Source organism: Nocardioides sp., assembly GCF_041393715.1.
In the GTDB taxonomy this organism is placed as follows: domain Bacteria; phylum Actinomycetota; class Actinomycetes; order Propionibacteriales; family Nocardioidaceae; genus Nocardioides.
This window is the reverse complement of record NZ_JAWKJQ010000001.1, coordinates 410054-428153: the sequence shown is the minus strand read 5'-3', so window position 1 is coordinate 428153 and position 18100 is coordinate 410054. Positions and strand designations below refer to the sequence as shown.

Here is an 18100-nt window from a genome sequence, read left to right as displayed (position 1 = left end):
CGTGGCACGACGCGCCGCGAGCCTGCGGGAGCGCTCCTGGCCGACCCCGGCCCGGCCGCGCGGAATCGGCCGCGGTCGTGCCCACCCGCTACCGTCGTGGCCATGACCGACCGCCCTCGACCCGGCCGGGGCGACGCTCCCGCCGAGGGGACGCCGGAGTACGACTGGCTCTACGGTGGGGCCGGCGAGCCGCCGGCCGACGCCACCCGCCGCCTCCCGACGATGCCGCGCGAGACCGCGACCCGGCCGACCGCGGCCGCCGACGAGACGGTGCCGTTGCGAGCCACGGTGGCGCCCGCTGCCGCCGGCGGCGGCGCCCCACCGCCTCGCCCCACGGCCCGGCCCACCCCTCCCCCGGTCGCCCCGCCACCCGAGTCTCGGCCGCGCCGCAAGCGCCCCTGGCGACGGATCGTGACGCTCGTGCTGGTCGCCTGGCTGGCCTTCCTGGTCGCCGTACCCCTCTGGGCGTGGAGCAAGGTCGACAAGGTCAACGCGTTCCCGAACGGCGACCGGCCCGGCGACCAGCCCGGGACGACGTACCTCCTGGTCGGCAGCGACTCCCGCGCCGGCCTGACAGGCGCGGAGCGCAAGAAGCTCGGCACCGGTGGCGCCACCGGCCAGCGCACCGACACCATCATGCTGCTGCACATCGGCTCCGGTCCCGACCTGCTGATGTCGATCCCCCGGGACTCCCTCGTCGAGGTGCCCGGCCACGGACGCACCAAGATCAACGCGGCCTTCGCCTACGGCGGCCCGAAGCTGCTGGTGCAGACGATCGAGCAGGACACCGGCATCCACATCGACCACTACGTCGAGATCGGCTTCGGTGGCTTCGTCAACGTGGTCGACGCGGTCGGGGGCATCGAGATCTGCCCCAAGGAGGCCATGAAGGACCCGCTGGCCAACCTGGACATCAAGAAGGGCTGCCAGGAGGCCGACGGGGTCACCGCCCTCGGCTACGCCCGTTCGCGGCACACCTCCGCGCTCGGCGACATCGACCGCGCCCAGCACCAGCGCGAGGTCGTCTCCGCCGTCGGCCACAAGGCGGTCTCGCCGTGGTCGGTCCTCAACCCGGTCCGCTACTTCCGGCTCAACTCCTCGGCCGCCGACTCGCTGCGCATCAGCAAGGGCACCGGCCCGATCGCGCTCGGTCGGTTCGCGTGGGCGATGACCCACGTGTCCGGCAAGTCCGGCCTCACCTGCGGCGTTCCGATCGCCAACCTGTCCGTCGAGTGGGACGCCGAGCGCTCGCAGCAGATGTTCGACCGGATCATCAAGGACCAGACCGACAAGATCGGCAAGAACCTCTGCTCGCCCTCCGGGCTGCCCAGCTGACGCCGCCCGGGGTGGAACCGTCCGGCACCGGCGGGCGTCGAAGGCCCATGCGGATGATCAGGCTGACCCTGGCCGTGCTGCTCGGTGTCGGCGGCCTGGTGCTCGCGGTCGCCGGCCCGAGCTTCGCCTGCAGCTGCGCGATGGCGAGCACGAAGGAGTACGTCGAGCGGGCCGACGTGATCGTGACCGGGACCCTCGCGGAGCTGCAGGACCCGCCGCAGCAGCAGGTGATGAGCAGCACCGACCCCGTCACCTACACGGTCACGGTCGACCGGGTCCTCAAGGGCGATGCCGGCAGCGAGGTCGAGTTCACCTCGGCCGTGTCCGGCGCCTCCTGCGGCCTGGAGGGGATGACCGCCGACCGCCGCTACACGTTCTTCCTCAACGAGGGGGCCGACGGCCTCACGGCGAGCCTGTGCGGTGGGACCGCGCCCGCGCGAGGCGGGCTGGAGAAGCAGGTCATCCGCTGGACCGGGCCCGCGGCCACGCCTGCCGCGGCCCCGTCACCCGCGGCCCCGTCACCTGCGGCCCCGTCACCTGCGGCCCCGACGACCCCGGCCGTCGAGAGCGCCGACGCCGGGACACCGTCACGGTCGCCGGCACCGTGGCTCCTGGCGGCAGCCGCCGGTGCCGTGCTGGCAGGAGCCGGCCTCTGGCGGTGGCGCCGAGCCACGTCGCCGTGACGCGACGAGGCCTCAGTTGATGATCTCCCCGCCGCCCGGACCCGTCAGCACGGCGAGGCGCTCCCGCCAGGCCTGGAGCTCCTCGGGCGTGAGCCGCCGCCAGTCGGTGACCTCGGCGAGGATCCGGAGCGGCTCGGCGCTGCGGTAGGACCGGGTGGGGTTGCCGGGGAACTTCTTGTCGGTGACGTTGGGGTCGTTCTCGAAGATCCCGGTCGGCTCGACCAGGTAGACGCGCGGGGTCCCGCCGCCGGCGAGCTCCACCGCGAGCTCCGCGGCGAGCCCGGCGCCGTCTCGCAGCGCGGTGAAGTAGACGTGGTTCATCACCACCTCGGGTCGGTAGTTCGACCGGAACCCCGAGGACAGGAGCTCCCCGACGCCCAGGTCGGCCCGGGTCCCGTGGAAGAACGGTCCGGGGTCGAGCACGTCGGACATCGGAGTCAGGACCCGGACGGCTCGGCCAGGAAGACCGGGATGGCCCGATCGGTGCGCTCCTGGTAGTCGGCGTACGGCGGGTAGGCGGCGACGGCGCGGTCCCACCAGGCGGCCTTCTCCTCGCCCTCGAGGAGGCGCACGGTCATCGCTCGCGGCGCCGGCCCGTCCTGGAGCTCGATCTGCGGGTCGGCGACGAGGTTGTGGAACCAGGTCGGGTGCGAGGGGGCGCCGCCCTTGGAGGCGACCAGGGCGTAGGACCCGTCGTGCTCGACCCGTATGAGCGGGGTCTTGCGGAGCTTGCCGCTGCGGGCCCCGACCGAGGTCACGATGACGACCGGCATGCCGGTGTCGGGCAGGGTGTTGCCGCGAGCACCGCCGGAGGACTCGTAGGCCTCGACCTGGTCACGCACCCACTGCTCGGGGCTGGGCCCGTAGTCTCCCGAAAGCGTCATGGGTGCCCAACCGCGCGGGCGGCGCGAGTGTTCCCGCAGGCCCCTAGCGGCCGAGCCGGAGCACGTCGAGCAGCTGGCGCGCGGCGCCGCCACCGGTCTCCAGGGCCACCTCGACCGCGGCGGGGACGTCGAGGTCGTGGGCCAGCGCCGCGAGCACCTCGGCGCGCCCGTCGTCGCCCGAGGACCGGGCGCCCTCGCGCAGCCGGGCGAGCAGGTCGGCCGACTCGGCCAGACCGGCGTGGTCATAGCTCCACGGCTGCGACCACGGCCGGTGGAGGAGCAGCAGCCGCAGCACGGCGCCGGGGACGTCCTTGAGCACGTCGCGGACCAGCACCAGGTTGCCGGTCGACTTGGCCATCTTGGCGCCGTCGTAGCCGACGGTGCCGACGTGCAGCTGCCGACGTGCGAACGGCGCCACGCCGGTGGCGGCCTCGGCCATCGCGGCCTGGTAGGCGTGGTGGGGGAAGACCAGGTCGGCCCCTCCCACGAGGACGTCGACCGAGGGACCGAACACGGCGGTGGCCATCGCGGCGCACTCGACGTGCCAGGCGGGCCGGCCCCAGCCCCAGGGTGAGGGCCAGGCCGGGTCGTCCTCGCCCGACGGCTTCCACATCGGCACGTCCCACGGCGACTCGCGGCCGTCGTCGGCTCGGTCGCCGAACTCCGCGAACGCCGCGAGCGCCTCCTCCTCGCTGAGCCCGCCGCGGTCGAGGTCGGCGGGTGCGCGGAAGAACACGGTGCCGCCCACGACGTAGGCCCGGTCGAGGCTGAGCAGCGCGTCGACCAGCTGCACCACCTGGGTCACGTGCGCCCGCGCGTGCGGCGTCTGGTCCGGCCGGGCGACCGCCAGTGCCTGCATGTCGCGGTCGAACATGAACTCCTGGGTGACCGCGAGCTCGTCGTAGTGCCGGTGGTGGCTGGTCGCGGCCCGGGTCAGCACGTCGTCGACGTCGGTGACGTTACGAGCCGAGATCGTGGTCACCTGCAGGGCCCGAGCCACCGACACCAGCACGTCGGACCACACGAAGGTGGCGGCGTGCCCGATGTGGGTGACGTCGTAGGGGGTGATGCCGCAGGTGTAGACGCGCAGCGTCCCGGCCAGCGGCAGCGGCGCCCCGGCCAGCACGACATGGGCGGCGCGCGGACCTGCCGCCTCGGGCAGGTCGTAGCGCCCGGCCAACCCGATCACTCCCGACGTGCTCACTGCCATGGCCCGATCATGCCGTACGCCGACCACCGCGGCCGCGCCGGCTCGGCCCGGGCAGCGCCGCCCGGCCTTCCGCCGGGGGAAACCTGCCCAGCGTCGGCTCGATAGGCGATGATCGGTGCGGGACACCCGGCCGAGCGCCGGCGGACGGGGGTGGGAGGAGGCGACCTCGAGAGCGGGGTCGCCCGCGGAGGAGGGAGACGAACCGGTGGCCGGCGATGACAAGGCGACCCACGGGTCCGTGGCTCCACGCGCCGTCTCCATGGTCGTGGCCCTCGCCCTCGCCGTGGCCGCCGGGGGCTACTACCTCACCGCCGACCCGACCGCCGAGGTCCGCGCCGCCGCGGCCGGTGCGTCGGACTCCGCCGCCGACGCGCTCGCGGACGACGTCACCGGAACCGGCCCGGGTCTGTCCAAGCCGGGCATCGACCTGCGAGTGACCCCGCTGGCTGAGGGCGGTCTGGAGGTCGTCGAGACGGTCCGGTTGCGGCAGGCCGAGGACCAGGTGCGGCTGCGACCTCCCGACGTCAGCCGGGCCGGACCCGACCACGCCGACCTCTCGCCCACGGCGACCGACCTGCGCCTCACCGTCGACGGCCGGCCGAGCGAGGTGCCCGACGAGGTCGGCAAGGCAGGTCTGTCGATCTTCCTTCCGACGGGCACCGCGGCGTACTCCCTGCGCTACGTCCTGCGCGGCACCTCGGCCGCAGATCCGGCAGGTGGGACGCGCGCGGCGGTCGGCCCGCTCTCCCAGGCCGGCCCGGCGGGCCGGGTCATGGTCCGGGCCAGCGGGCCGTCGGTGTCCGCCCTGACCTGCCCGCTGCTGCCGCGCGGCGCCGAGCGGTGCGCGGTCGCCACCGATGACGGCGTCGAGCTGCGCAGGCGCTGCGCGGACGCAGCGCCCTGGTCCTGGTCGCCATCACGGAGCCAGCGTCGTGAGCGGGCCGACCGAGGTGCTGCTGGGGTGCCTGACGACCGCGCACGCCGCGGGGTTCGTGGTGGCCGCCGGCGTGGCCGCGTTCTGGGCCGGGGTCTGGCCCGACGGCATGCATGACGGCCGGCTGCGCCGCCTGGTGCTGGTCGGCGCCGCGATGAGCGGTGTCAGCGGCCTGGCCGCCCTCGGCGTTCGCTGGGCCTCGGCCGACGTCGCGCTGACCTCGGCGGTCTCCCGCGACGCGGGTGCGTCCGCGCTGCTCGAGCTGGCGGTGCTCGCCCTGCTCGTCGGCGTCACCGTGGACCCGCCCGAGCACCCGGGGTCCGACCGCAGCCGGTTGGCCGCCGCCGCCGCGACCTTCGCCCTGGCCGCGACGGTGGCCGGGCAGTCGGCCGCGACGTCCGACGACGGGTCGGTCGCCACCTGGCTGCTGCTCACCGTCCACCTGGCCGCCACGGCGACCTGGGTCGGCGGGTTCGTCGCCCTGGTGGTGCTGGTGCTGCCGCGCCGGCAGCCGGCCGACTTCGACGACCAGGTGCTGGCGTTCCTGCCGATCTCCTACGCCGCGCTGGGGCTGCTGGCGCTGAGCGGAGCCCTGCACGGCCTTGTCGTGATGGGCGGGCTCGAGGGCGGCGGCACGGCCTACGGCTGGTGGCTGATGGCGAAGGTCGGGCTGGTGGCCGCCATGGTGGTCGCCGGCCTCGGGGCCCGCAGCTATGCCCTGGACGTGGCGTTCCGCCGTTCCGTGGCTCCCGCCCCCGCGAGCACGACGACCACGGTCCGGCAGCTGGCCACCGTGCTCGTGATCGAGGTGGCCACCGCGGCGGTGGTGCTCGTGGTCACCGCGGTGCTCGTCGCCGTCGCACCCTAGCCGCGCCGAGCTCAGAGCTCACTCTGGATGCCGGCGAGCAGCTGGCGAGCCATCACGATCCGCTGCACCTGGTTGGTGCCTTCGTAGATCTGGGTGATCTTGGCGTCGCGCATCATCCGCTCGACGGGGTAGTCCCGGGTGTAGCCGTAGCCGCCCAGCACCTGCACCGCGTCGGTGGTGACCTCCATGGCGACGTCGGAGGCGAAGCACTTGGCGGCTGCGCCGAAGAACGTCAGGTCGCGGTCGCCCCGCTCGGAGCGACCGGCGGCGGCGTAGGTCAGCTGGCGGGCGGCCTCCACCTTCATGCCCATGTCGGCGAGCATGAACTGCAGGCCCTGGAAGTCGGCGATCGGCCGCCCGAACTGCTGGCGCTCCTTCGCGTAGCCGAGCGCGAAGTCGAGCGCTCCCTGGGCCACGCCGAGCGCCTGCGCGGCGATGGTGATCCGGGTGTGGTCGAGGGTCTGCATCGCGGTCTCGAAGCCGGTGCCCTCCGCCCCGATCATCCGGTCGGCGGGGATCCGCACCTGGTCGAAGTAGACCTCGCGGGTGGGCGAGCCCTTGATGCCGAGCTTCTTCTCGGGCGCTCCGAAGGAGACGCCCTCGTCGGACTTCTCGACGACGAACGCGGAGATGCCTCGGGTGCGGGCATCGGGGTCGGTCACCGCCATCACGGTGTAGAAGTCGGAGACTCCGGCGTTGGTGATCCAGCGCTTCACGCCGTCGAGGACCCAGCTGTCGCCGTCCCGGACCGCCCGGGTCTTCATCGCGGCGGCATCGGAGCCGGCATCGGGCTCGGAGAGGCAGTAGGAGAAGCCACCCTCGCCCGCGGCGAGCCGCGGGAGGTAGCGCTGCTTGAGGTCGTCGGAGCCGGCGATCATCACCGGCAGCGACCCGAGCTTGTTGACGGCCGGGATCAGCGAGGAGCTGACGCAGGCCCGGGCGACCTCCTCGATCACGATGACCGTGGCCAGCGCGTCGGCGCCGGCGCCGCCGTACTCCTCGGGCACGTGGGGCGCGTGGAAGTCGCTGGCGAGCAGCGCCTCGGCCGCTTCGGTGGGGTAGCGCGCCTCCTCGTCCACGGCCGCGGCGAACGGCGCGACCTTCGCGTCGCAGACCGCGCGCACCGCCTCGCGGATGGCCTGGTGCTCCTCGGACAGGGCGAACATCGGCTGGTCGGAGCCGGACTGCGGAGTCATCCGGCCAGTCTAGGAACGGTTAATGGTCGTTCACCACCGTTAGAGTCGTGGACATGGTCACATCCGAGGGGGAGACGGGGGCCGCTCCGCGCTCCTGGCGCGACCCCGACGCGGTGGCGCGGATGCTCGACCAGGGTGAGACCTGGGCGGTGGTGGGGCTCTCGGGCAACCGGTCACGGACGGCCTACACCATCGCCGAGCTGCTCCAGCAGCGCGGCAAGCGGATCGTGCCGGTCCACCCCGACGCGCCGACCGTCCTCGGCGAGCGGGGCTATCCCACACTCGCCGACGTGCCGTTCCCCCTCGACGTCGTCGACGTGTTCCGGCGGTCGGAGTTCGCCGGCGAGTTCGCCGACCAGGCGGTTGCCATCGGCGCGGGCGGAGTCTGGCTGCAGCTCGGGGTGATCGACGTGGCGGCCTTCGAGCGCACCTGGGCGGCCGGCGTCCCGATGGTGATGGACACCTGTCCCGCGATCGAGTGGGCGAGGCGTCGATGACCCGCCCGCGCTGGCTCCCGGGGGTGGTCCTGGGGAGCACCGTGCTGCTGCTCGTGGTGGCCGCGGTGTGGGCCTGGACCCTGATCCAGGAGGAGCGGGCGACCTCGGCGCCGGACGCCTCGCTGGCCGACCAGTGCGACCGCGTGCCCGCCGACGCCGAGCGGGTCACCCTCGAGGCCGATGACGGCTTCACGCTGGGGGCGGCCACCGTCGGCCCGGCCGGAGCGAAGACCGGCCTGGTGATCCGGCAGGGGGCCGGCCAGACCCTGTGCGACTGGCTGCCGTTGGCCGGCCGGATCGCCGAGGAGAAGAGCGTGCGGGTGCTGCTCTTCGACCGTCGCGGTCAGGGTTCGTCGCCCGGCGAGGGCGACCTCACCGCGGAGCCCGGCGACCTGGCGACCGCGGTGGCCTGGCTCGACTCGCACGGCGCCTCGTCGGTCGGGGTGATGGCCTCCTCGATGGGCAACTCGATCATGTTCGCGGCCCTCCCCGACCTCGACCCCGCGCCCTGCGTGGTGATCTCGGTGTCGCCGGTGCTGGTGAGCAGCGACAGCCACGGCGAGGTCGACGGCACCGAGCTGGTCGACCTGCCGGACAACGTGTGGGTGGCGACCGAGACCCGCAACACCCTCGTGGCCGCGGCAGCCGCTGACATCGCGGCCGCGGCCGACACCGACCACGTGCTGCGCGTCGACACCAAGGCCCACTCCATCGGGCTGGTCAACCGCTTCCCCCAGGTCGCCGACCTGGTCGTCGAAGCGGCCGGCTCGTGTCGCTAGGCGCCCCCGGGCGCGACCTCCGGGTGCCGCCCGGGCCCGGCCTGCCCGACGGTCTCGGGGTCCCGGCCGCGGAGCTGGTGGAGCGGTTCTCCCGCTCGTCCGGACCGGGCGGCCAGTCGGTGAACACCACCGACTCCCGCGTCGAGCTGGAGTACGACGTCTCGTCGTCCGACGCGCTGACCCCGGCCCAGCGGGCCCGTGCGGCGGACCGGCTGGTCGCCCGCCTCGTCGACGGCCGCCTCGTCGTCGTCGCCTCCGAGCACCGCTCCCAGCACCGCAACCGGGTCACCGCCCGCGAACGCCTCGCCGAGCTGCTCCGCGCCGCCCTGGCTCCCCCACCTCCGGTCCGTCGCGCCACCCGCCCCACGCGCGGCGCCCGCGAGCGCCGACTCGAGGGCAAGCGGCATCGTGCCGAGACCAAGGCGCTGCGGCGACGGGTGCGGTGGGACTGAGGATCGGGTCGCGGCCGCTGCTGAGCGGACGCCATGCCGACCGCGGGCCGCGGCAGAGTGCGCGCGCGTACTCATGCGGTTCCGGCCATCATGAGACATGATCGGCGCGGTGCCAACGAGGAGTGGAAGGAGCGTTCGGTGGCCAGTGCAGAAACCCTGAACCACCAGCGATGGGTGCTGGCAGGAACGGCGCTCCTGGTGGCGGCCGCGAACGCCTCCTTCATCTTCTTCGTCGGGAATCCGGACCACCGGGACCATGAAGGCGCGCTGTACATGACAACCGTTGCGCTGACGGTGCTGGGCGCTGCCTTGGCAATACCCCGGGCCTCGCGCCCCATCGGGCTGTCCGTGCTGGTCGGCGTGGTCGCTTCATGGGTGATCTTCTACGTGGTCCTCTTCTCGCTGATGGCGGTCCAGATACCCTCCGGCGGGTACTCCTAGGCCGCGCCGGAAGCGGGCGGTCGGGCAACGGCTGCGAGGGTCTACGAGAGATCCCATCCTGGGTTGGCCGACGAGTAGGCGAGAACCAGCAGGAAGGTCAGCAAGACCTCCAGCACGGCGGCAGCCAACGTGCCCATGATGATTCGCCCACCGGCCCTCCGCCACGCCCGGGAGAACAACAGCCCGGTTCCCACGAGCAACGTCACAGCCAGCGCAGCGAGTGGAATCACTGCGGTCTTCGTCAGGGTCGATGTCCATGCGGTGACAGCGGGGATGAGGAACAGGCACAGCTGGGCGAGCACGGTGACCCTGCCCCACGGTGCGTCGGCGAGCGGTGTCACCGTGGCAGATCGAGTCGCCACCGTCATGGACAGATTCTGACATCGCGCCCACCGCACCCACTGGACGTCGCCCCGAGAGCTAACGCCGTTCTGCCGAGGTCCGGGCGTGCCGAGGTCCCCGCCGGGGCTGGGTACGGCGGGGTGTCGGGGCGGGGTGGCTACTGGTCGGGTGGGTCGGGGTCGCCGTCGACGAGGTGGAGGCAGTTGGCCGTCATGGGCAGGCCGTCGGGACTGACGTCGCGGGTGCCGGTCTCGTCCACGAGCAGGCGGTAGCCGTGCGGGGTCGACCAGAGGTAGGTCCCGGGTTCGATCACGGCGTAGCGCCACGGGTGTGGGTCTTCAACCGGTGATGGCTCCGGCAGAGCGGGGCGAGGTTGCAGCCGCAGGTCGGCCCCCGGTCGGGGTCGGTCGTCGTACGGGACCACGTGGTCGTGGTCGCACCGTCGGGCTGGTCTGGTGCACCACGGGAACACACAGTGGCCGTCGCGCTGGTCGACCAGGGTCTTGAGGCGGTCGGGGACCTCGTACTGATCCACCCGGACATGCCCGGCCAGGTCGAGGACCGGCTTGACGGTGACGGTCGCGTCGGGGTGGCCACACCACGCCCGGATGGTCTCGGCGTCGATCGGGGTGCGGGTGTTCTCACACCGCCCCACCCGGCCACCGGCGTCGCCGGTGAGCGCCTGCTCGGAGAGGTGGAGGAACAACGTCACCGGCCGCGCGGGACGCAGCGGTCGGAGCGGCCGAGCCGGTCGGGTCGTCGTAGGAGAGGGCGAGCTGGGTCCGGGACATCTCACCCAACGCGGTCGCCCGGCGGGCATCCAGCGACTCGGTCGACCCGGCGAGCTTCAGCTGCTCGGCACCGGCAGCGAGCGCCTGGTCGAGGTGGAGGGCGTCGGCCAGGTCCAGCTCACCGGTGACGGCGACGGTGCCGGTGAAGGACACCTGATCGGTGTGCACCTGCACGTGGCGCGTGTCGGGCACGTCGGGGTGGGGGTTCTCGGGGTCCTCCCGCTCCACCCGTCGCAGCGGATCTTGGCTTCCAGGATCAGCGCGTCGAGCTGGGAGACCGAGACCCGCCCGGTCACGGCGGCGACCTGACGGTCCACGAACCCCGCCCCCGCCCGGGACAGACACATGGTGGCGTCGGCGACCCGGCGGGCCCGCCACACCGGGACCCGGCCCTCCTGCACCAGCCCCCACAACCGAGGCAGCCGATAGGCGAGCTCGAGGGCGTGCCCGATCAACCGCCGACCCGGCATCGGTGGTCAGACCCAGGGCGGTGGCGAACTCCGCCACCGCGTACTCGGCGATCTCCGGGGCACCTGGCCCGGCCAGCGGCAGCACGTGGCCGGCCTCCCACCACGACGCGGCCTCCACCGAGATCGGTGGGCTCGTGCATCGAGGCCCACTCCACCGCCGAGGCCAGCAGCCCGGCCTCACCCCACACCACCGCCCGCTGGTGGTTGCGGGCAGCCGACAACACCGCATCCGGCGACCCCGGTGTCGGGACCCCGCACGGTGATCGGCTGACTGGCTCATAGGTCAACCCAACCACCCACCACCGACAATCACGCCTGCTCAGACCCCATCTGTCCCACTGAGATGAGACGATATCCAAAGAAACTTTCGACCCGATCCCAAACCCCAGATCCGGCACAAGATCCACCACCAGAGACGCCTCGCCCCGAGCCCCGGAGCAGACCCGGAAGCCGCCGGGCGACCGCAACCCCAGCGGCGCTCCGTTCGTCACCGCCAAGAACCGCAACAGGAAGCAGACCCGGCAGCCGCCGAACCCGCCGCAACCCCAGCGGCGCTCCGCCCCTACCGCCCACGAACAGCAACCACAGCGGACCCGCCGCCCGAGCACCTCCTCGGCTACCGTGGCGAGATGCTGGGCCGCGACGCGTTCGACTTCTGGATCGGCACCTGGGATTGCCACTTCGACGGCGGCCACGCGGTCAACCGGGTCTCCCGCGAGCTGGGCGGCCGGGTGATCGTCGAGCGCTTCGAGATCGACGCGCCCGAGCCCTGGTCGGGGCGCAGCGTCTCGGTGTTCCACGAGCCGTCGCAACGCTGGCAGCAGACCTGGGTCGACCAGGACGGCAGCTACTGGCACTTCCTCGGGGGCCTCGTCGACGGCTCGCCGTCGTTCGGTACGCCGACGCCGGTCGACGACCCTCCCCTGCTCAAGCGGATGGTCTTCACCGACCTCGCCGACGACGCCTTCCACTGGCGTTGGGAGTCGTCTGCCGACGGCGCCGCGTGGCAGGTCACCTGGGAGATCGACTACACCCGCAGGATGCCGTAGCCGAACCCGTCGACCCACAGCTCGGATCTCCAGACCCGGACGCCCGAGCCCCAGACCAGCTCCGCACCCTCGACCTCCTCGGAGGCCCACTCCACCGGCTCGGCCCGTGGGTTCACCACCACCAGGTGCGTCTCGCCGCGCACCCAGGCGAAGGGGTAGCCCTCCGAGACCACCGCGTCGAGGCGGTGCCCTGCAGCGACGGCGTCTCCCGGCGCAGCGCGAGCAGCTCGCGGACCAGCGTCAGCGTGGAGTCCGGCACGCCGTCCTGGGCGGCGACCGTCGGCCGGTCGGGTGAGGGGTCGACCGGTAGGTAGAGACGCGACGGGTCGGCAGTCGAGAAGCCCGCGTTGGGGCCGTCGTCCCACTGCATCGGCGTGCGGCAGCCGGCCCGGTTGTAGCCCGGGTTGCAGATCGCGCCCTCGACGTCGGGCATCCCGGGCAGGTAGCGCATCCCGATCTCGTCGCCGTAGTAGAGGCAGGGCACGGTCCCGAACGTGAAGAGGAAGGTGTACGCCGCCCCCAGCTGCTCCGGCCCGCGGGAGCCGCAGCGCATCCGGGAGAAGTCGTGGTCGGCGCTGGCCAGCAGCACCATGCGCCGGCGATCCGTCTCACGGGCTCTCGCGATCGCGTCGAGGAAGACCCGCGTGCTGCCGCGGCCCTCGGCGTCGAAGAACGGCTCGAGGTGCCCGTGGAACGGCAGCTGCCCGGCGCCGCGGTTGTCGAAGAGACTGGAGTGCGCCTGGAAGATGACCAGCTCGAAGTCGGCGTCGAACGCCAGCCGCTCGCCGGTCCGCGGCTCGGGTCCCTCGGGGATCAGCACGGCGTCGGGGTGGGCCTCGTCGAGCCACTCGCGCAGCTCGCGCCAGATCGCCGTCGACGCCGCCAGGCCGCCCTCGATCTCGAAGTCCTTGACCAGCGAGAAGGCCATGTCGACGCGGAAGCCGGCCACCCCGCGCGAGAGCCAGAAGTCGAGGATCTCCCGGAGCGCCGCGACGTTGCGCCGCGGGCCGGGACCGTCCGTCGCGTCCATCCACGGCTCGGAGGGCTCCAGCCAGCCGAAGTTGAGCGCCGGCTGCTCGTCGTAGAAGTTGCGGAGGTACCACCCCGGTCGTGGCCCCGGCGAGGGCACCCACGACGGCGTGCCCGGCAGGTCGACCACCCACCGGCGGTCGGGCAGCTCCTCGGTCCAGATGTAGCGGTCCCCCTCCGGGCTCGGCCCGGCGGCGTGCAGCTCGGCCTGGAACCACGGATGCTCGATCGAGGTGTGCCCGACCACCAGGTCGAGCAGCACCCGGATGCCGCGCTCCCCCGCCTTCTCCACGAGCTCGACCAGGTCGTCGTTGGTGCCGTAGCGCGGGGCGATCTGCAGATAGTCGGACACGTCGTAGCCCGCGTCCACGAACGGCGAGGCGAAGCACGGGTTGAACCAGATCGCGTCGACGCCGAGCGAGGCGACGTGGTCGAGCCGGTCGATCACCCCGCGGAGGTCACCGATGCCGTCGCCGTCGCTGTCGGCGAAGGACTGCGGGTAGATCTCGTAGAGGACGGCGTCGCGCAGCCACTCGGCGGTCATCGACCCGCCCTCAGAAGCCGACCCGGCCGCCACCGGCCTCGCGGCGTACGACGTCGCCCTTCGCCTGCGCGGACTCCTTCAGCGAGGCCTGGAACTCCTCCATCCGGGCCCGCAGCGCCGGGTCCGACGCCGCCAGGATCCGCACGGCCAGGAGTCCGGCGTTGCGGGCGCCGCCGATGGCGACCGTCGCCACCGGGACCCCGGCCGGCATCTGGACGATCGACAGCAGGGAGTCCATGCCGTCGAGCGTGCGCAGCGGCACCGGCACGCCGATCACCGGGAGCGGGGTGACGGCGGCGAGCATGCCGGGCAGGTGGGCGGCCCCGCCGGCCCCGGCGATGATCACCGACAGCCCGCGACCGGCGGCTTGCTTCCCGTAGGCCAGCATCTCCTCGGGCATCCGGTGCGCGGAGACGACATCGGCCTCGTGGGCCACGTCGAACTCGCGCAACGCCTCCGCGGCCGCCTGCATCACCGGCCAGTCGGAGTCGGAGCCCATCACGATGCCGACCCTGGCTGCGTCACTCACTGTGGTCTCCCAGCTCTCCGGCGAACCACGCGGCGGCGTGCCGCGCGCGCTCCAGGCAGTCCTCGAGATCGTCACCATAGGCGTTCACGTGGCCCACCTTGCGCCCCGGGCGCAACGACTTGCCGTAGAGGTGCACCCGCAGCCCGGGGTCGCGGGCCAGCGCGTGCGGGAAGCCGTCGTAGAGCCGCCCGGTGTCGTGCTGCCCGCCGAGGATGTTGACCATCACGGTCCAGGTCTCGCGCGGCGTGGGCGAGCCGAGCGGGAGGTCCATCACGGCGCGCAGGTGGTTCTCGAACTGCGAGGTCACCGCGCCGTCCTGGGTCCAGTGACCGGTGTTGTGCGGCCGCATCGCCAGCTCGTTGACCAGCACCCGGCCGTCGGCGGTCTCGAACAGCTCGACCGCGAGGATCCCCGTGACGCCGAGCTCGCCGGCGACCCTCAGGGCCAGCTGCTGCGCCTCGGCGGCGAGCGCGGGGTCGAGGTCGGGGGCCGGCGCGACGACCTCACGGCAGATGCCGTCGACCTGGAGCGTGGCCACGACGGGGTAGGCCGCCGCCTGGCCGCTCGGGGCCCGGGCCACCAGGGCGGACAGCTCCCGGCGGAACTCGACGTACTCCTCCGCCAGCAGTCGTACGCCGGCCTCGGCGGCGACGCGGAGCGGCTCGGCGCACTCCGCCACGGAGCGGACCAGCCACACGCCCTTGCCGTCGTAGCCGCCGCGGGTGGTCTTCAGCACGCAGGGGAACCCGAAGTCGGCCACCTCCGCCTCCGAGGCGACCACCGCCCATCGGGGACAGGGCGCTCCGAGAGCCGTGAGGCGCTCCCGCATCACCGCCTTGTCCTGCGCGTGCACCAGCGCCTCCGGCCCGGGGCGGACGGCCACCCCGTCGGCCTCGAGGGCGTGCAGGTGGTCGGTCGGCACGTGCTCGTGGTCGAAGGTCACCACGGCGCAGCCGCCGACCACGCGGCGCAGCGTGTCGAGGTCGCGGTAGTCGCCGACCAGGTGGTCGGGGATCACCTGGGCGGCCGAGACGCCGTCGGCCTCGGCGAGCAGCCGCAGCGGGAGGCCGAGTGCGATCGCGGGCTGCGCCATCATCCGGGCCAGCTGGCCGCCGCCGATGACGGCGAGCGTCGGGGCGTCGGCGGTCGCACTCACAAGGCGCGAGCCTAGCCGTCCGCCCGGGACCGGGCGGATCAGGCCACGGAGTGGTTGCGGCCCTCGTCGGGGCCGCCGCTCTCGAAGCGCAGCCCCTTGCCGCGGACCGTGGTGATCAGCACCGGGTTGCGCGGGTCGTCGCCGAGCTTGCGGCGCACCCAGCCGAGGTGGACGTCGATGGTCTTCGAGGAGGTCCAGAACGTCGTGTGCCAGACGTCGCGCATCAGCTCGTCACGGGACACGACCGGTCCCGCGCGGCGGATGAGTGCGTGGACGAGGTCGAACTCCTTGCGCGACAGGACGATCTCGCGATCCCCCCGCCACACCCGGCGCTCGCTCGGGTCGAGGCGCACATCTTGGACTGTCAGCACGTACCGAACCGTAGGTAAAGCCGGTCGCGCGCGCGGTCGAATCCGCGAAACTGGTCCCGATTCACAGGGGATTGTCCTCGCCCCACCCAGGGGCGTCCAGACCGGTCTAGTGCGGTCCAGACCGGGCGCGTGGCCGGTCCGGCCGGCCCCAGGACCTCAGTCGCGACGGCGCACCGTGAGCGGCTCGAGCACCCCGAAGCCGCGCACCGGCCGGGCCGGGAGCGGCCGGGTCGAGAACCGCTCCTCGGGCAGCAGGTCGGCGGTGGCGCGGTCGACGATGACCCGGTTGCGGCGGGCGACCGCGGTCAGCCGGGCCGCCAGGTTGACCGGACGGCCGAACACGTCGCCCATCCGCATCACCACCGACCCGGTGGCCAGTCCGATCCGGATGTCGGGCAGCCGGCCGTCGCGGCCGACCACCGCGATCACCTGCTCGGCGGTCTCCAGCGCGCGCTCGGGGTCGTCGTTCACGATGAGCACCGAGTCGCCGATGCTCTTGATCATCCGGCCGCGGTGGGCGGCGATGATGTCGGCGCAGCGGGTCTCGAACACCTCCACGAGGTCGCCGATCCGGTCCTCGTCGAGCTCGTTGGACAGCGCGGTGAACGCGACGATGTCGACGAAGCCGACCGTCACGTCGATGGTGTGCAGGTCCTCCTCGACCGAGCCGAGCGCCTCCACGCGGGAGGCGGCCGCGGCCAGGTGCCGGCGGAAGGCATAGACCAGCAGTCGTTCGAAGGTCGGTTGGACCTGGTCGACCATCTGCAGCGCCGTCGTCACCCGGCTGCCGCTGGCCTCCTCGGAGGCCTCGATGGCCTCGATCCGCTGGACCAGGTTGGCGACCTCCCAGTCGGCCAGCCGGGCCATGGTCTGCCCGACGGCCCGGGTCAGGTTGACGGCGGTGTCGAGGTCGAGGGCGCCGGCCGCCACCACCTCGGTGACCTCACGCAGGGCCCGCACGTCGGCGCGGTTGAAGGCCACGTCGCCGGCGTACTCCGGGAAGCCGAGGGCGCGCCACAGCCGGCGCGCCTGCTCCACGTCGACGCCCGCCTCCTGCGCGACCTCGCGGGCGTCGAGCGTCGGCGTCTCCCCGAGGATCGCGTGCTCGAGCCGCTCCGACGCTCCCGGGTCCGGCGCTCCGGGGTCCGGTGCTCCGGGCTGCGGCCCTCCGGGCTCGGGCTCAGTCCCCGTCATCGTTGTGCACGTCGTGGAGCAGCACGTTGAGCTGGCGCTGGGTGTCCTCGACCTGCGGGATGTCGTGCAGCAGCACCCGACCGTGGGTGCTCGCGTCGCTGATGATGAGCGTGCCGCAGCCGAGCATCCGGTCGATGACGCCCATCTCGTAGGCGACGTCGGAGATCCGGGCGAGCGGGATGTCGTGGCCGCGCCGGGTCAGGATGCCGTTGCGGGTGATCAGTCGGCGGTCGGTGATGGTGTAGCTCGCCGTCATCCACTCGAGCACCGGCCGGCCGACGAACCAGGCCAGCAGCAGCAGCGCGACGACCCACATGACCGTCGAGCCCGTGCCGCTGACGACGGTCGCCTCGGCGAAGGCGGCAGCGGCCAGGATGAGCAGGCCGGACAGCACGGGGAGGATCAGCGCCTTCGCATGCGTGCGGGTGCTGACGACGACGCTCTCGCCGTCGTTGAGGAGCTTCGGGTTGATCGCCACGGGGTGATCCTCTCACCCTTCCGCCGGTCTGACATGCACCACGTCGCCCGCGTTGACGGTGACGACGCCGGCGCTGCTCCACACCAGCAGGCCGCCGTCGGCGGACAGCCCGGCGCCCTCCCCCTCGACGACGGAGCCCCCCGGCATCGACACCCGGACCCGGTGGCCGCGGACCGTCCCGCAGCGCTCGGTGTACGCCGCCCGCAGCGCCGCCACGCCCCCGGGGCACAGCCAGTCGGCGTACGCCTCGCCGAGGCGGAGCAGGATCACCTCCAGCAGGAAGGTGCGGTCCACGTCGGCCCCCTCGAGGCTCATCGAGGTCGCCTCCGCCACCGGCAGCTCGTCGCCGGTCTGGGACACGTTGAGCCCGATCCCCACCACCGCCGCGGGCCCGTCCGGGGTCTCCATCCGCTCCACCAGCAGACCCGCCAGCTTGCGCTCGCCGACCAGCACGTCGTTGGGCCACTTGAGGTCGGCCGCGATGCCGAGCTCGGTCACGGCGGAGGCCACCGCCACCCCGGCCAGCAGCGGCAGCCAGGTCCACGACGGCGCATCCGCGGGCGGGCGCAGCAGCACCGAGAAGGTCAGCGCGGCCCGGTCCGGCGTCTCCCACCTGCGGTCCAGCCGACCTCGGCCCGCCTGCTGGTGCTCGGCCACCACGACCAGGCCCTCGGCCGCGCCGGCCCGCGCCCGAGCGGCCACGTCGGCGTTCGTCGACCCGGTCGCCGCCACCACCTCGACGGCGAAGGGCGGGGCACCCGGGCGGACGCTCGTCGACAGTTCCCGCAGCCTCGTCGCGTCGAGAGGGGGCCGTGCTGCCCGGTCATCGCTCATGCCCACTAGATTGGCCGATGCGCAGACAGCGAGC

Annotated in this window: 24 protein-coding genes; 9 read left to right on the top strand and 15 right to left on the bottom strand. The window is 73.1% G+C overall.

The genetic code is table 11. The features are described from left to right. Positions 1-102: 102 nt before the first annotated feature. A complete protein-coding gene (locus tag R2740_RS02185) occupies positions 103-1335 on the top strand; it encodes an LCP family protein (RefSeq protein WP_371301042.1) in 1233 nt (410 codons plus the stop codon). Between the two features lie 53 nt (positions 1336-1388). Next, positions 1389-2018 (top strand): hypothetical protein, encoded by a 630-nt coding sequence (locus tag R2740_RS02180; RefSeq protein WP_371301041.1) that lies wholly within the window; start codon positions 1389-1391, stop codon positions 2016-2018. A 12-nt stretch (positions 2019-2030) separates the two neighbouring features. On the opposite strand, the gene arr is transcribed toward R2740_RS02180, so the two are convergent. The 3 genes from arr to R2740_RS02165 are packed head-to-tail and all read right to left on the bottom strand — an operon-like array spanning position 2031 to position 4112. Further along, a complete protein-coding gene (gene arr, locus R2740_RS02175; RefSeq protein ID WP_371301040.1) occupies positions 2031-2450 on the bottom strand; it encodes an NAD(+)--rifampin ADP-ribosyltransferase in 420 nt (139 codons plus the stop codon). Between the two features lie 5 nt (positions 2451-2455). Continuing rightward, a complete protein-coding gene (locus R2740_RS02170; RefSeq protein WP_371301039.1) occupies positions 2456-2902 on the bottom strand; it encodes a nitroreductase family deazaflavin-dependent oxidoreductase in 447 nt (148 codons plus the stop codon). 43 nt (positions 2903-2945) lie between these two features. Then, entirely contained in the window at positions 2946-4112 is a 1167-nt protein-coding gene (locus R2740_RS02165; protein ID WP_371301038.1) for a cysteine--tRNA ligase, read from the bottom strand. 205 nt (positions 4113-4317) lie between these two features. On the opposite strand from R2740_RS02165, the gene R2740_RS02160 reads away from it, so the two are divergent. Together R2740_RS02160 and R2740_RS02155 are read left to right on the top strand one after the other, a co-directional pair. Further along, complete coding sequence (locus tag R2740_RS02160; RefSeq protein WP_371301037.1) at positions 4318-5163, top strand: hypothetical protein; 846 nt, start codon at positions 4318-4320, stop codon at positions 5161-5163. Further along, positions 5045-5914 carry a CopD family protein gene (locus R2740_RS02155; protein ID WP_371301036.1) on the top strand — a complete coding sequence of 290 codons (870 nt, stop codon included), beginning with the start codon at positions 5045-5047 and terminating at the stop codon, positions 5912-5914. The genes R2740_RS02160 and R2740_RS02155 overlap by 119 nt, the downstream gene beginning before the upstream one ends. A gap of 11 nt (positions 5915-5925) precedes the next feature. Here the strand turns inward: R2740_RS02155 and R2740_RS02150 are convergent, their stop codons facing one another. Further along, a complete protein-coding gene (locus R2740_RS02150; protein ID WP_371301035.1) occupies positions 5926-7110 on the bottom strand; it encodes an acyl-CoA dehydrogenase family protein in 1185 nt (394 codons plus the stop codon). Between the two features lie 53 nt (positions 7111-7163). Between R2740_RS02150 and R2740_RS02145 the strand changes: the two genes are divergently transcribed. The 4 genes from R2740_RS02145 to R2740_RS02130 all read left to right on the top strand — a co-directional run bounded on the left by R2740_RS02145 (position 7164) and on the right by R2740_RS02130 (position 9279). Beyond that, positions 7164-7607: a CoA-binding protein gene (locus tag R2740_RS02145; RefSeq protein ID WP_371301034.1), complete on the top strand. Its 444-nt coding sequence runs from the start codon at positions 7164-7166 to the stop codon at positions 7605-7607. Further along, entirely contained in the window at positions 7604-8386 is a 783-nt protein-coding gene (locus tag R2740_RS02140) for a hypothetical protein (RefSeq protein WP_371301033.1), read from the top strand. Before R2740_RS02145 ends, R2740_RS02140 begins: the two co-directional genes overlap by 4 nt. Then, entirely contained in the window at positions 8377-8838 is a 462-nt protein-coding gene (gene arfB, locus R2740_RS02135) for an alternative ribosome rescue aminoacyl-tRNA hydrolase ArfB (protein WP_371301032.1), read from the top strand. Before R2740_RS02140 ends, arfB begins: the two co-directional genes overlap by 10 nt. A 138-nt stretch (positions 8839-8976) precedes the next feature. Then, the gene (locus tag R2740_RS02130; protein WP_371301031.1) at positions 8977-9279 is read left to right on the top strand and encodes a hypothetical protein; all 303 of its coding nucleotides are present in this window, start codon (positions 8977-8979) and stop codon (positions 9277-9279) included. Positions 9280-9320: 41 nt separating this feature from the next. Here the strand turns inward: R2740_RS02130 and R2740_RS02125 are convergent, their stop codons facing one another. From R2740_RS02125 to R2740_RS02115, 3 genes are all read right to left on the bottom strand, one after another. Continuing rightward, on the bottom strand, positions 9321-9647 hold the full coding sequence (locus R2740_RS02125) for a hypothetical protein (protein ID WP_371301030.1): 327 nt from the start codon (positions 9645-9647) through the stop codon (positions 9321-9323). Between the two features lie 131 nt (positions 9648-9778). Beyond that, positions 9779-10333, bottom strand: a complete 555-nt coding sequence (locus R2740_RS02120; RefSeq protein ID WP_371301029.1) for a hypothetical protein — start codon at positions 10331-10333, stop codon at positions 9779-9781. Continuing rightward, positions 10263-10640 carry a hypothetical protein gene (locus R2740_RS02115; RefSeq protein ID WP_371301028.1) on the bottom strand — a complete coding sequence of 126 codons (378 nt, stop codon included), beginning with the start codon at positions 10638-10640 and terminating at the stop codon, positions 10263-10265. The genes R2740_RS02120 and R2740_RS02115 overlap by 71 nt, the downstream gene beginning before the upstream one ends. Positions 10641-11511: 871 nt before the next feature. On the opposite strand from R2740_RS02115, the gene R2740_RS02110 reads away from it, so the two are divergent. After that, positions 11512-11931 (top strand): hypothetical protein, encoded by a 420-nt coding sequence (locus tag R2740_RS02110; RefSeq protein WP_371301027.1) that lies wholly within the window; start codon positions 11512-11514, stop codon positions 11929-11931. Here the strand turns inward: R2740_RS02110 and R2740_RS02105 are convergent. The 8 genes from R2740_RS02105 to R2740_RS02070 all read right to left on the bottom strand — a co-directional run bounded on the left by R2740_RS02105 (position 11910) and on the right by R2740_RS02070 (position 18066). Next, on the bottom strand, positions 11910-12053 hold the full coding sequence (locus R2740_RS02105) for a hypothetical protein (protein WP_371301026.1): 144 nt from the start codon (positions 12051-12053) through the stop codon (positions 11910-11912). The genes R2740_RS02110 and R2740_RS02105 overlap by 22 nt on opposite strands. After that, a complete protein-coding gene (locus R2740_RS02100) occupies positions 12044-13504 on the bottom strand; it encodes an alpha-amylase family glycosyl hydrolase (RefSeq protein ID WP_371301025.1) in 1461 nt (486 codons plus the stop codon). The genes R2740_RS02105 and R2740_RS02100 overlap by 10 nt, the downstream gene beginning before the upstream one ends. A 10-nt stretch (positions 13505-13514) precedes the next feature. Then, positions 13515-14111, bottom strand: coding sequence for a 5-(carboxyamino)imidazole ribonucleotide mutase (gene purE / locus R2740_RS02095; RefSeq protein WP_371301024.1), 597 nt, complete (start codon positions 14109-14111; stop codon positions 13515-13517). Further along, entirely contained in the window at positions 14026-15129 is a 1104-nt protein-coding gene (locus tag R2740_RS02090) for a 5-(carboxyamino)imidazole ribonucleotide synthase (RefSeq protein ID WP_371301176.1), read from the bottom strand. The genes purE and R2740_RS02090 overlap by 86 nt, the downstream gene beginning before the upstream one ends. Before the next feature lie 98 nt (positions 15130-15227). Further along, complete coding sequence (locus R2740_RS02085; RefSeq protein WP_371301023.1) at positions 15228-15560, bottom strand: winged helix-turn-helix domain-containing protein; 333 nt, start codon at positions 15558-15560, stop codon at positions 15228-15230. 156 nt (positions 15561-15716) lie between these two features. Further along, complete coding sequence (locus tag R2740_RS02080) at positions 15717-16754, bottom strand: adenylate/guanylate cyclase domain-containing protein (protein WP_371301022.1); 1038 nt, start codon at positions 16752-16754, stop codon at positions 15717-15719. Next, complete coding sequence (locus tag R2740_RS02075; protein WP_371301021.1) at positions 16741-17232, bottom strand: PH domain-containing protein; 492 nt, start codon at positions 17230-17232, stop codon at positions 16741-16743. The genes R2740_RS02080 and R2740_RS02075 overlap by 14 nt, the downstream gene beginning before the upstream one ends. 12 nt (positions 17233-17244) lie before the next feature. Next, positions 17245-18066: a biotin--[acetyl-CoA-carboxylase] ligase gene (locus R2740_RS02070; protein ID WP_371301020.1), complete on the bottom strand. Its 822-nt coding sequence runs from the start codon at positions 18064-18066 to the stop codon at positions 17245-17247. Positions 18067-18100 lie beyond the last annotated feature (34 nt).